Below are 13,409 nucleotides of genomic sequence, written 5' to 3'. Positions count from 1 at the left end.
GAAATCTTATGAATTCAATGAATTCCCAGCGTCACGCTAAACTCTACCGTTATCAATTACCTATGGATAGCGGTGTGGTGCTGCGTGACAATAAGCTGAACGAGCGCGTTGGTTACATCATCCAACTTGAGTGTGATGGTAAGACTGGTTTTGGTGAAGTTGCGCCTCTGCCGGGCTTTAGCCAAGAAGATGCTGAGCAGGCCGGTATTCAGCTGCAAAACGAATTAGAGCTTTGGAGCCACAATAAGCCTCACACCTCATTCGAGGAGTTATATCCGTCAGTTGCGTTTGGCTTTTCAATGGCATTGATGGAGCTCCGAGGTGAACTTAACGCAGAAGGTAACTACCGAGCTGCCCCTTTATGTACCGGTGACCCTGATGAACTTATTCCTGTGCTTAATGAGATGGAAGGCGAGAAGGTCGCTAAAGTAAAAGTCGGCCTTTATGAAGCTATCCGTGATGGCATGCTGGTGAGCTTATTCCTTGAATCGATTCCTGATTTAACGCTAAGACTTGATGCTAACCGCGCGTGGAAGCCTGAAAAAGCGAAGCAGTTCATCAAGTACATCTCGCCTTCATTGCGTCAGCGTATTAGCTTTATTGAAGAGCCTTGCCAAAAGCCTGAAGACAGCTTGGCATTTGCCATCGACCACGGCGTTGCAATTGCGTGGGATGAAACCCTGCAAGAAGCGGTAAGAAGCCCAGAGTTTGATCTCAGTGATCTGACTGGTGTTAAAGCGGTTGTGATTAAACCAACCTTGATTGGCTCGGTAGAGCGCTGTGTGGCAATCATTAAACGCGCACAGCAACTTGGTATTAAGCCCGTTCTAAGTTCAAGCATTGAGTCGAGTCTTGGCTTAACTCAGATTGCGCGATTAGCACAGCAATACTTACCTAATGAAGTGCCGGGGCTTGATACAATTGGCTTGTATCAACAACAGCTAGAAGTGTCATGGCCGGGTTGCCAACTTCCTGTTGCTACTCTTGAACAACAGCAACTGATTTGGTCTTCTTAGGCCGACTGTTCGGTTGGCTTAGTCAGTTTTCAATCTATAACTTGGTTATCTTATGATGCGCCCACAATCTAATCATCACCCACTTTGGGTACAGTGGGCGCAGCAGAACCCACATCAAACTGCGTTAGTGATTCCTAATCGCGCATACACTTGGCTGCAAGTCGTGGTGTTAGTGAGTGAGTACCAACAACATCTATCTGAACAAGGCCTTTCTCAAGGCGATGTGCTGACCATTGTTGGTAAGAATCAAGCTGAAGTGATCCCCGTTTATCTTGCGGCGCTAAATTTGGGTGTGCTTTGTGCGTTCACTATGCCTCAGCCTGTAGCTCGTTTAATGCAAAAGCTTGAATCGCTGTATAGTCCATCGGATAGACGTTATCTATGGTTGTTAGAGAGCGGTAGTTTAAATCAATCAGACGTTGCTGAGCCAAACACTCAGTTACTTACCTTACCTTGTTTGAATGATCTAGATGGTAATGACAAGCTAATAGCAACGTCAGAACCTTCTAGTTTCAATCCTCAAAATCTCGCAAGCATCGTATTTACCTCGGGCTCTACTGGAAACCCGAAAGCGGTGGCACACACACTTGAACAACACCTATGTTCTGCTGTCGGTTTACTGGATGTATTTCAATTTAAAGCTACGGATACTTGGCTGCTTAGCTTACCTATGTACCATGTGTCAGGGCTGGCAATTGTTCATCGTTGGCTGGCTGCTGGTGGTTGTATCAAAATAGGGTCTGGTAAGCTTGAATCAGACATCGAAGGTTGTAGCCATGCTTCGTTGGTCGCTACGCAACTGCATAGGTTATTAAAGGGTAAGCAAGCACTTACTTTAACTCATGTGCTGTTAGGAGGAAGTCATATTCCAGAAGTGCTTGGTCTTGAAGCTCAGCAAATGGGGATCGAGACTTGGCTTGGTTATGGCATGACAGAAGCAGCCTCAACGGTGACGGCAAAGCCTGTTGATGCAAGCAGCACTGCTGGTTTTGTGCTTAATCATCGTCAACTGAAAATTGAAAACCAACGCATCTATATCGGAGGTGATACCCTCGCTTCCGGTTATTACCATCAAGGTCAATTAACACCATTGGTGGACGAGCACGGTTGGTTTGACAGTAAAGATCTTGGCCTGTGGGATGGCGAGCAAGTGTCGATTATTGGCAGAGCCGACAATCAATTTATTTCTGGCGGTGAGAATATTCACTGTGAAGAAATTGAGCGCGCCCTCAATCAGCTGCCCGAGGTTAAGCAAGCCTTTATCGTACCCGTTGAAGACAGCGAATTTGGTTTTAGACCACTAGCTATTGTGGACTGTGATGAAGTGCCAACCAAAGAGTGGTTTGCAGAGCAGCTACAAGGAAGTCTAGAGCGATTTAAGTTCCCAATCGAATACTACCGCATGCCAGAGCAAGACCAACAGGGTATTAAGGTATCTAGAGCAGGATTGGTATCTTGGTTGTCTCAACATAGGAATTCGAAGTAAGCGTTTCTTGAAAGAAAATAGTCGATTTACTAAGTTGGAAGGCAGTTAGTTAATTTAGCAATTAGATAGTTCAAAACAGAATTTATTATCTTTATAACCATCCATCATAATAAGCCACATAAATAACGGATTATAGAATAAGGTCTTATTATGAAAATTGCGCTCATCATTGCGGTATTACTGCAGATAGGCCAAGCGATAACATCGTCAGGGCTGACACGCTCGTTAGCTGAACTCACCGCGTTCGTGTTAGTTGTGGTATTGGTTTTGATGAAAAGAGAGAGCAAGAAGAGTGATAAGCCCCTGTTTGAATAGTAGTTTGGTCAATATAGATGACAAACGATAAAGGCAAAGCCCATACGAGCTTTGCCTTTTTGTTTTGTTGTGCGCTATTTTTGTGAGAGATTCAGTTTTCGCGAGATTAAGCGAGGGTTAACCAAGCTAACGAACCTGTAGAAATCATCACCCACATCGAAATACCAAACATCAATGGCTTTGGTCCGGCCGCTTTCAGTTTCTCTACTGAGATGCCGCAGCCAATCAAGAACAGACACACAACCAACGCACGCTTAGACACGTCAAATATCCCTTGATATACCATTTCAAACTGTGGCAATAAGTCACTAACCGCGATAGCCGCACAATAGAAGAAAATGAAGTAGGGAACAGTAATCTTCTTTTGATCGCTCTTGAAGATCATTGCGCTGACTAAAGCAATTGGGATGATCCAAAGTGCACGCGCTAGCTTAAGTGTTGTCGCGGTAGTCAGTGCTTCCTCACCATAAGCTGATGCTGCACCCACAACCGAAGAGGTATCGTGAATCGCGATTGCCGCCCAGGTACCGAAAGTCTGTTGGCTTAATTCAAGCGCATGGCCAATCATTGGAAATAGAAACAGCGCCACTGAGTTCAGTACGAAGACGGTAGCTAACGCCAAACCAATCTGCTCATCTTCTGCTTTGATGGCTGGCGCTACAGCTGCAATCGCGCTACCACCACAAATAGCTGTACCAGAAGAGATAAGATAGCCTGTGGTTCGATCTAGCCCCATACGTTTCGCTAAGAACCAGCCAATCACTAGCGTGCCGATGATGGTAGTGATGATCAAGCCAATACCGTCGCCTGTTACTGCTAGCGCTTTCTCGAATTGAATACCAAAACCTAAGCCGACAATAGAGTAGGCCAGAAGCTTTTTAGTCAATTTGCCAACCTCTACGTTCTCAGGCACCAAGCCTAAGCTCGCAAGCAGAAAGCCGATAACCAGCGCAGTAGGGGAGCTTACCCATGGGGTTAAGCAAAATAGAGCAGCAAGATAAAACGGAATGGACTTATTCATTTTCATTATATTGTTTTTGTCGTTTCTGGTTATGGCAGCATAGCGAAGACTATACGCTTAACTTAATGATAAGTAAGTCTAAATGAATTGAACAAACGTTAAGAAAAACTAAACGTTTGTTCATAGCTATGAATTTGGCTTAAAAAAGCGTGAGTTCAACGAGTTATCGTAGCGATCCACGGAGCTTAGCAACCGATTGACGAAGTGTCTCGCACGTCGCTTCTTTCGGTGGAATGGGCTCACCAGCTTCAATCTCTAACTTAGTCCAGAAACGGCTTGGTAGCCCTTTGCATGCACGTCCTTTGAAGCGGCTAAAGTAGCTGCCCCAAAGGCCTTTAAGTGCCATTGGAATCACTGGGACAGGAGAGCGTCTAATAATCAGCTCCATGCCACGCATGAACTCTGCCACTTCACCATCAGAGGTGAGTTTACCTTCAGGGAAGATACACACGATGTGACCTTCATGAAGCGCTTGTTCCACTTCTTTGAAAGCGTTACGAATAGAGCCGCGATTGGTCGCGGAGATTGGAATAACCCCAGCTCTTTTCAAGAAGCGTCGAATCGGCGGTAACTTGGTGTAATCTTCTTCCATCACAAAGCGAATCAAACGTGGGCAAACCGCACTCAGCAGCAATGCATCCATATAACTCACATGATTACAGACGATTAGCGCCCCGCCTTTTTCTGGCAGGTGATGCAGGTTCTTATGCTTTACACGATACATGGTGTGAGTCACCACCCAAGTGAAAAAGCGGAACGCATAGATAGGTACCTGATAAAACAGGTACAGCATCACCAAGGTGTTACCCGCTGCGAGCAATACAAACAGCTGTGGAATGGAAAGCTCAAGCACACTCAGGCAAACGATGCCTAGTACAGCACTTCCCACCATGAACAGTGAGTTGTAGATGTTGAGTCCGGCAATGACTTGCGCTCGTTCATCTGGCTTTGCTCGTAACTGCATCAAGGAGTACAGAGGAACAATAAAGATACCGCCAGATATCCCGAGCAGTAACAAGTAAGCAAACAGTGGCCAAAGTTCTGAGTGGGTGACGAATTGGTGGAATGATCCGAAATCAGGCAGCGATTCAGGAATCGATATCGCCATCAATAGACCAAATACTGAAATCCCCAAGCTGCCCATTGGCACGATGCCTATTTCAATTCGATGATTGGATAACTTGTCACACGCTAAAGAACCGATGGCAATACCCACCGAGAACAGTGCCAATAAAAAGGCGACCGAACTTTCTGTGCCATTTAAGTGCAGCTTAGTGAAGTTTGGGAATTGAGTGAGGTAAGCCGCACCAAGGAACCAAAACCAGCTGATAGACATCAGCGCTTGGAAAGTAGGGCGGTCTTTTTTGGCAATCGCAAGTGTTGCTCGGGTCAGCTTTACTGGCTGCCACTTCACTTTCAAATCAGGGGCGTTACTTGGCGCTTCAGGGATAAAGCAGCTTGATACGTAACCAAGAACCGCGAATGACACGATGCACACCGCAGCAATAAGCTTAGCGCCTTCTTCTGAAGCAATAATGCCAGCACCAAGAGTACCAATCAGAATCGCTAGGAATGTACCTGTCTCAACCAGAGCATTGCCAGAAACGAGCTCTTTTGTTTCTAGTTGTTGTGGAAGTAGGGCGTATTTTACAGGGCCAAAGAAGGCACTTTGTGTTCCCATTAGAAACAGCAGTAGTAGTAGTATTCCATAGCTTTCGTAGATAAACCCGATCGCACCCAGTGACATGATCACTACTTCAAGGAGCTTAACTTTTCGGATAAACCAAGATTTTTCGTATTTATCAGCCAGCACACCGGCCAAAGCAGAAAACAGGAAGAAGGGCAGAATAAACAGGCCTGCAGCCAAATTTATGAATAAATTACTTGAGATAGGCAGCGTGTCTACGCTTGCGAAAGCAACAAACAGTAACAGAACATTTTTGAATATGTTGTCATTAAAGGCTCCCAGAAATTGGGTAATAAAGTAGGGTAGGAACCTTTTTTGCGTTAACAGCGAAGATTGGCTGCTGTTGTTCATTCTCTTTCCTTGGATGCTTACCAGTTGGTTAGGTAGTTTGAGACTAGGTTATTGATCAGTTCTTTACCATCGATAGGCTCAGAAGCGAAAAACTTATCATCAACGCTAAGTAGAGTAATTCCATGTACTCCAGACCATAATACACGGCTGGCTTTAACCACTTCACTTTCTGTATGTTCGGGAGCGATAGCCACTAGAAGCTGCTCAAGCATACCTGTCATTTTATCGATACGATTCGATTGCCATTCAGGAAGGTTTTCACCATTCATGTTGTGCTCAAAAATAAGCTGCCAACGGTGAGGGTGTTTTTGTGCAAAGTCGTGGTAGCAGTAAGCAAGGTTGAATAGAGCTTGCTGAGGGTTGCTCGATTGTTCAACTGCGGCTGCTGATTCAGACGCCAGTTCATCTAATGTTTGAGCAACAACGTGCAAAAGCAGTAGGTTGTAGTTGCCGAATACATTCACCAATGTACTAGGAACGTAACCAATCATATTGGCAATTTTACGTAGACTTAACTCGTGATAAGAGTGCTGGTCTAAAAAGTCTGTCACTGTCTTTAAAGTCAGCTGAACTAATTGTTCTCGAGTGTGATCGTTTCTGCGTGCCATGATTAGTTTCTAGTAAATGAACATCGTTCAATATTTTAATGCCCTCCCCGATAGCCGTCAATCCTTCCGCTAATTAAGTAACCAATTAATAGCCGCAATATTATGATACATGTGTAAACACCGTGAATATTTCATTGTTCTTTGTTAACGAGTATGATTAAGGTGTCGAAAGATAAAGAAACCTATAAAGGATAATAATGAAACGATTTTTCTCACTAGTCGCGATCCTGTTGGTAACAGTCGCGGTGACGCCAATCGCGGAAGCGAAAAAGTTTGGTGGTGGTAAGTCATTTGGCAAAAGCTTTAAAACGGCTCCAGCACCAAAACAACAAAATACGAATTCGATCCGTCAAGATCAAACGGGTAAGAACACAGCTGCTAACTCTAGCAAGAAAGGCCTTATGGGCGGTCTGCTAGGTGGTCTACTTGCTGGTGGTCTATTAGCGGCGTTCTTTGGTGGCGCATTTGAAGGTATCCAGTTCATGGATATTCTGATTATGGGTCTGATCGCTTTCCTAGCGTTTAAATTCCTACGCGGAATGTTGGGTGCTAAGCAGGGCTCTATGAATCAGCAGAATGCACGTGGTCAACAGCCAGCATTCGGCGGCATGGGTCAGAACAAGTTTGAACAACCAAAGCAGCAACAGCCAAATGTTCATAACTTCGAGCAAGCACAACCTCAATCACAAGGTACTGCTGGTGGTTTCGGTTTTGGTGCACAAAGCGATGTTCCACATAACTACCCACCGGGCTTTGATCAAGCGGCTTTCATCAATGGCTCTCGTGAGCACTACCGTACACTGCAAGGTGCATGGAACCACAATGAGCTAAACACGATTGAAGAGTACGTGTCTCCAAGCCTATTTGAAGACCTAAAAGCTGAGCGTAACAAGCTAGACGGTGATCAGCACACAGACGTAATGTACGTTGATGCTGAAATCGTTCGTGCTGACCACGATGGTAGCAAAGCACAACTAAGCCTACAGTTTAGTGGTCGTTACCGTGATACAGCAGATGGCATCGAAGAAGATATCACTGACATCTGGCACTTAGAGCGCGATCTAACTACTGACAATGCGCCTTGGCTAATTGTTGGTATTCAAGGTTAATCTCGATAGTTAACTAAAAATGAGTTAACGAGACATTACTTTGATTATTGAAAGCCCCTACGGAGAAATCTGTAGGGGCTTTTTTGTGTCCGGTTGTTTGGAACTGTAAATTTTAAGAAGGGCGTTTGTCTTCGGGGTATAGAAAATATAGTTCTTTAGATATTTGCGTTGGTAGAAAACGGTATCATCACGACAATTATTTAGAGTGATACTTTGTGCTAACGGTGAGTTAGGCTGAACGCTATTTAGATATTCAATTTGGGTATCTAGCCAAGATAGAGGTGTTAATCGTGACGACTGAGTTTTTCGAGCCGATACTAGAACCTGAAATACCACTACAGCAGAAACAACAAATAGCGGATGAGTGTGAGGAGCATGTATCTACAAACTGCTTAGGTTGCGCTGCTTACTTGGTATGTGAACGCCACATGGAAGTCTGGAGAGACTGAACGCTCAGTGACCTTCAAGAGATTTAATCTTGTTGTGAGATCTGCGGATAGAAGTTTGAAGTGTTGAACTTAGACAGAAGTGGCTTCAAGTCTAATCTTGATAAGGCAGAGAGCTTACCAATAAAGCATTCAGAAACGAAAAAAGCCAACTCAATGAGTTGGCTTTTCGATTTTCCAATTAAGGATAATATGGTGGAGGGAGACGGATTCGAACCATCGAAGGCAGTGCCGGCAGATTTACAGTCTGCTCCCTTTGGCCACTCGGGAACCCCTCCAGGGTRTGTCTTACTYTTCACAAAGTAAGCCTAAATTGATGTTTTCCCATAAGCCCATCAACTAGGTTGTTCTCTTAACTCTYRAAAGAGGTAAGAAGAATATGGTGGAGGGAGACGGATTCGAACCATCGAAGGCAGTGCCGGCAGATTTACAGTCTGCTCCCTTTGGCCACTCGGGAACCCCTCCAGGGTGTGTCTTACTCTTCACAAAGTAAGCCTAAATTGATGTTTTCCCATAAGCCCATCAATCAGGTTGTTCTCTTAACTCTYRAAAGAGGTAAGAAGAAATATGGTGGAGGGAGACGGATTCGAACCATCGAAGGCGGAGCCGGCAGATTTACAGTCTGCTCCCTTTGGCCACTCGGGAACCCCTCCAGGGTGTTTTTTCCTAACTCATAATGGATAGGCTAAAGAGATGTTTTTCCCAACGCATCTCTCAAGTGCGGAGCGCATCATAGCAAACACGTTAAACGTGTAAAGGGTTTTTCTTATGGTTTTGTGTTAAATGCTGCCTTTTTGGGCAAAGATGGCGAAAAGTACGCATATTGCTCGTGAAGTGAACATCTGTACTAAGGTTTACGTACTGAGGGGTAACACCTTGAGGTGATTGGTTTTCTGTATTGTCTTCAATGTGTCTAAAACGTGATGAAACGTAAATGGAATTTAATCTAGATTTACACTTCTTGACGTTACAGTATTCATTAGTTGATAGAATACGGTTAATTTCATTTATAGATAATAAATCTTACTTGCAGACCATTATTATGAAGCATAAATCTGTTTTAACCCTGCTTAGCTTGTCTATCCTTATGGCGTCTCCAGCCGCACTTGCTAAACGTATGGGCCCTAGCACTGTCACTGTTGTTACTGAGCAGGTTGATATTCACCAAGTTAGCCAATCTCTTTCTTTGGTCGGTAAGTTAGAAGCCGAACAATCTGTAATGATCACTTCTGAAGTGGCTGGCCGAGTTGATTCTATCAAGATTAAAGCGAACCAAGATGTCACTAAAGGACAGATGTTGGTTCAGCTAGACGACGACAAAGCGAAAGCAGCCGTCGCAGAAGCTCAAGCATATCTAAAAGACGAACAACGTAAGCTGGCGGAATTTCAACGCCTAGTGAAACGTAACGCGATCACTCAAACGGAAATCGATGCACAGAAAACCAATGTTGAGATTGCGAATGCTCGTTTAGCAGCAGCAAATGCCAACCTAAAAGATCTTCACATTAGCGCGCCTTTCTCTGGCACGGTCGGTTTTATCGACTTTAGCCGAGGCAAAATGGTGACATCAGGCACTGAACTGGTGACTCTAGATGATCTGTCTGTGATGCAGTTAGACCTGCAGATCCCAGAACGCTACCTTTCTAAACTATCTAAAGGTATGAAAGTAACAGCTCGCACCAGCGCATGGGGTGATACTCAATTTACCGGTACAGTGGTTGGCATTGATTCTCGCATCAACGCTGAAACTCTGAACCTGCGAGTTCGAATTCACTTCGACAACAATAACGATTACCTAAAGCCTGGCATGTTAGTGTCGGCTGATATGGACTTCCCGCCGGTTGAAGCTCCAATCATCCCTGTACAAGCGTTGGAATACTCAGGTACTAAACGCTTTGTTTACGTGATTGGTGAAGACAATAAAGCGACTCGTACCGAAGTTTTCCTTGGCGCACGTATCGATAACGAAGTTGTGATCGAAAAGGGCATCGAGATTGGCCAGAAAATCGTTGTTCAAGGCATTGTGAATATGCGTGACGGTGTGTTGGTTCAAGAGCTCGCTGTTAATCGCCCTGCTAAACTTGACGGTGATACAGCTAATCTTGATGAAAATACAGCAGCACAAGAAGGCGCTAACTAATGTTGTTATCTGATGTTTCTGTAAAGAGACCAGTAGCGGCTGTCGTATTGAGCCTGCTATTGGTTGTGTTTGGTATTGTCTCTTTCAATAAGCTCGCCGTGCGTGAGATGCCAGATATTGAAAGCCCAGTGGTTTCGATCAGTACTCGTTACGAGGGTGCATCGGCCACCATCATTGAAAGCCAAATAACCTCCAATCTTGAAGACCAGTTATCCGGTATCAGTGGTATCGATGAGATCGAGTCCACGACGCGTAACGGTATGTCGCGTATCACGATTACTTTCGAACTGGGTTACGACCTTAATACGGGTGTCAGTGATGTTCGTGATGCGGTAGCTCGTGCGCAGCGTTCCCTGCCAGATGAAGCCGACGATCCGATTGTTTATAAGAACAACGGTAGTGGTGAGGCATCGGTTTATATCAACCTAAGCTCAACCGAGATGGACAGAACACAGTTAACTGACTACACAGAGCGTGTGTTGATTGACCGTTTCAGTTTAATCTCTGGCGTGAGCTCGGTGGATATCTCGGGTGGCTTGTACAAAGTAATGTACGTGAAGCTGAAACCTGCTCAGATGGCTGGTCGTGGTGTTACTACCTCGGACATCACTTCTGCGTTAAACAGCGAGAACATTGAAAGCCCGGGTGGTGAAGTTCGTAATGATGCGATCGTGATGTCGGTTCGTACTGCGCGTTCTTACACTGAAGCGAAAGACTTCGAATACCTCGTTGTAAAACGTGCTTCTGATAACACGCCTATTTACTTGAAAGACGTAGCAGATGTTTACATCGGAGCAGAGAACGAAAACTCGACCTTTAAGAGTGACGGCGTTGTTAACGTAAGTATGGGTATTGTGCCTCAATCAGATGCAAACCCACTTGAGGTGGCTGACTTAGTCCACAAAGAAGTTGAAGCGATTCAAAAATTCCTGCCTGACGGTACGCGTCTGGCTGTCGATTATGACTCAACGGTCTTTATCGATCGTTCTATCTCAGAGGTATACAGCACACTCTTTATTACGGGTGGTTTGGTTATCCTTGTGCTTTACGTCTTTATTGGCCAAGCACGTGCAACGTTGATCCCAGCGGTAACGGTTCCAGTATCTCTGATCTCGTCGTTTATCGCGGCATACTACTTTGGCTTCTCTATCAACCTGATTACCTTGATGGCACTTATCCTGTCTATCGGTCTGGTTGTAGATGACGCCATCGTGGTAGTAGAGAATATTTTCCACCACATTGAACGTGGCGAATCACCACTACTTGCCGCTTATAAAGGTACTCGTGAAGTAGGCTTTGCGGTAATCGCAACGACGCTTGTATTGGTTATGGTATTCCTACCAATCTCGTTCATGGATGGCATGGTAGGCCTTCTGTTTACTGAGTTCTCTGTATTACTGGCTATGTCGGTGATCTTCTCGTCTGTCGTGGCATTAACGTTAACGCCAGTTCTGGGCAGTAAGATCCTAAAAGCGAATGTGAAACCTAACCGCTTCAACTTATTCATTGAGCGCGTGTTCGGCAAGCTTGAAAAGGGTTATAGAGCCGTATTGCGCCGTGCTCTAAACTGGCGTTGGGCGGCTCCAATCATCATTATTGCGTGTATGGGCGGTAGCTATGGTTTGATGCAACAAGTGCCTTCGCAACTGACTCCGCAAGAAGACCGTGGTGTTATCTTTGCGTTCGTTCGTGGTGCTGATGCAACCAGTTATAACCGTATGTCTGCCAACATGGACATCGTTGAAGAGCGCCTAATGCCGTTACTTGGTCAAGGTTTCTTGAAGTCATTCAGCATTCAATCACCAGCGTTTGGTGGTAATGCGGGTGACCAAACAGGCTTCGTTATCATGATCCTAGAAGATTGGGACGAGCGTGATGTGACGGCGCAAGAAGCCTTGAACGAAGTTCGTAAATCGTTGAATGGCATTCCTGATGTGCGTGTATTCCCGTTCATGCCAGGCTTCAAAGGTGGTTCAAGTGAGCCAGTTCAATTCGTACTTGGCGGTTCTGATTACACTGAACTTCAGAAGTGGGGCGAACTGTTAAAGCAAGCGGCTGAAGACTCGCCAATGATGGAAGGTGCGGATATCGATTACTCTGAGAAAACACCAGAGCTATTGGTTACCGTGGACAAGCAGCGTGCTGCAGAACTTGGTGTGAGTGTTTCTGATATTTCAGACACGTTAGAAATCATGCTTGGCGGCCGCAGTGAAACCACCTTCGTTGACCGTGGTGAAGAGTACGATGTTTACTTACGTGGTGATGAAAACAGCTTCAATAACGCCAACGATTTAAGCCAAATCTACATGCGAACTCAGTCTGGTGAGCTAGTCACGCTTGATACGCTGACACACATTGAAGAAGTGGCATCATCGATTCGTTTGTCGCACTACAACAAGCAAAAATCTGTCACCATTAAAGCAAACCTAATGGAAGGTTACACGCTGGGTGATGCTCTGGATTTCCTTGATGAACAAGCGATCGAGCAACTGCCGGGTGATATTTCAGTGAGCTACTCTGGCGAGTCTAAAGACTTCAAAGAGAACCAATCGAGCATCTTAGTAGTGTTTGCGTTAGCGATGTTGGTGGCGTACTTGGTACTTGCGGCGCAGTTTGAGAGCTTCATTAACCCGCTGGTGGTGATGTTCACCGTACCTATGGGTATCTTTGGTGGCTTCTTAGGCTTGGTGCTGATGAGCCAAGGTCTCAACGTGTACAGCCAGATCGGTATGATCATGTTGATCGGTATGGTAACCAAAAACGGTATCTTGATCGTAGAGTTTGCTAACCAACTTCGTGACCGTGGTATCGAGTTTGAAAAGGCGATCATTGATGCTTCAGCTCGACGTTTACGTCCAATCATGATGACGGCATTTACTACACTAGCAGGCGCAATTCCATTGATTACCTCAACGGGTGCAGGCTATGAAAGCCGAGTTGCAGTGGGTACGGTTATCTTCTTCGGTATGGGTTTTGCGACTTTGGTTACTCTGTTCGTAATCCCTGCGATGTATCGATTGATTTCGGGCACAACACGTTCTCCGGGTCACGTAGAAGCGCTTCTAAACAAAGAGCTAAGCCATGACAACGTGGGCAGAACCTCTCACGGTTAGTTGGCAAAACCAAGGGCTAGACTATAGAAAATTGTTATAGCCCTTAAGTTTAAAGCTTGATAAAGAAAGCCCAGCAACTGGTGTCCAACTATTGGAGGCAGTTACTGGGCTTTTTGT

At 45.2% G+C, this 13,409-nt stretch carries 9 protein-coding genes and 3 tRNA genes; 6 read left to right on the top strand and 6 right to left on the bottom strand.

The annotated features are described in order from the left end of the window. Window positions 1-8 precede the first annotated feature (8 nt). The 3 genes from menC to L1D37_RS05305 all read left to right on the top strand — a co-directional run bounded on the left by menC (window position 9) and on the right by L1D37_RS05305 (window position 2,817). Window positions 9-1,016 carry an o-succinylbenzoate synthase gene (menC, locus tag L1D37_RS05315; protein WP_239847153.1) on the top strand — a complete coding sequence of 336 codons (1,008 nt, stop codon included), beginning with the start codon at window positions 9-11 and terminating at the stop codon, window positions 1,014-1,016. 52 nt (window positions 1,017-1,068) lie between these two features. Continuing rightward, complete coding sequence (gene menE, locus L1D37_RS05310; RefSeq protein WP_239847152.1) at window positions 1,069-2,502, top strand: o-succinylbenzoate--CoA ligase; 1,434 nt, start codon at window positions 1,069-1,071, stop codon at window positions 2,500-2,502. A gap of 150 nt (window positions 2,503-2,652) precedes the next feature. Beyond that, entirely contained in the window at window positions 2,653-2,817 is a 165-nt protein-coding gene (locus tag L1D37_RS05305; RefSeq protein WP_008220662.1) for a hypothetical protein, read from the top strand. Between the two features lie 106 nt (window positions 2,818-2,923). Here L1D37_RS05305 and L1D37_RS05300 read toward each other — a convergent pair whose 3' ends face one another. The 3 genes from L1D37_RS05300 to L1D37_RS05290 form a co-directional block, all read right to left on the bottom strand. Further along, window positions 2,924-3,844 carry a putative sulfate exporter family transporter gene (locus L1D37_RS05300; RefSeq protein WP_239847151.1) on the bottom strand — a complete coding sequence of 307 codons (921 nt, stop codon included), beginning with the start codon at window positions 3,842-3,844 and terminating at the stop codon, window positions 2,924-2,926. 157 nt (window positions 3,845-4,001) lie between these two features. Then, window positions 4,002-5,876, bottom strand: coding sequence for an MFS transporter (locus L1D37_RS05295; protein ID WP_239847149.1), 1,875 nt, complete (start codon window positions 5,874-5,876; stop codon window positions 4,002-4,004). A 17-nt stretch (window positions 5,877-5,893) separates the two neighbouring features. Continuing rightward, window positions 5,894-6,484 carry a TetR-like C-terminal domain-containing protein gene (locus L1D37_RS05290; protein ID WP_210473111.1) on the bottom strand — a complete coding sequence of 197 codons (591 nt, stop codon included), beginning with the start codon at window positions 6,482-6,484 and terminating at the stop codon, window positions 5,894-5,896. A 197-nt stretch (window positions 6,485-6,681) separates the two neighbouring features. On the opposite strand from L1D37_RS05290, the gene L1D37_RS05285 reads away from it, so the two are divergent. After that, complete coding sequence (locus L1D37_RS05285; RefSeq protein ID WP_108020797.1) at window positions 6,682-7,593, top strand: TIM44-like domain-containing protein; 912 nt, start codon at window positions 6,682-6,684, stop codon at window positions 7,591-7,593. A 639-nt stretch (window positions 7,594-8,232) separates the two neighbouring features. On the opposite strand, the gene L1D37_RS05280 is transcribed toward L1D37_RS05285, so the two are convergent. The 3 genes from L1D37_RS05280 to L1D37_RS05270 form a co-directional block, all read right to left on the bottom strand. Beyond that, window positions 8,233-8,317: transfer RNA gene (locus L1D37_RS05280), tRNA-Tyr, on the bottom strand. Between the two features lie 102 nt (window positions 8,318-8,419). Then, window positions 8,420-8,504, bottom strand: a tRNA-Tyr gene (locus L1D37_RS05275). A gap of 103 nt (window positions 8,505-8,607) precedes the next feature. Next, window positions 8,608-8,692 (bottom strand) — tRNA-Tyr (locus L1D37_RS05270). Window positions 8,693-9,081: 389 nt separating this feature from the next. Here L1D37_RS05270 and L1D37_RS05265 point away from each other — a divergent pair. Next, a complete protein-coding gene (locus tag L1D37_RS05265) occupies window positions 9,082-10,179 on the top strand; it encodes an efflux RND transporter periplasmic adaptor subunit (RefSeq protein WP_239847147.1) in 1,098 nt (365 codons plus the stop codon). Then, a complete protein-coding gene (gene vexH, locus L1D37_RS05260) occupies window positions 10,179-13,292 on the top strand; it encodes a vibriobactin export RND transporter permease subunit VexH (protein WP_239847146.1) in 3,114 nt (1,037 codons plus the stop codon). Before L1D37_RS05265 ends, vexH begins: the two co-directional genes overlap by 1 nt. Window positions 13,293-13,409: the final 117 nt, after the last annotated feature.

Source organism: Vibrio sp. Isolate33 (assembly GCF_022397895.1).
GTDB lineage: Bacteria > Pseudomonadota > Gammaproteobacteria > Enterobacterales > Vibrionaceae > Vibrio > Vibrio pomeroyi.
This window is presented reverse-complemented; position numbering and strand designations above follow the sequence as displayed.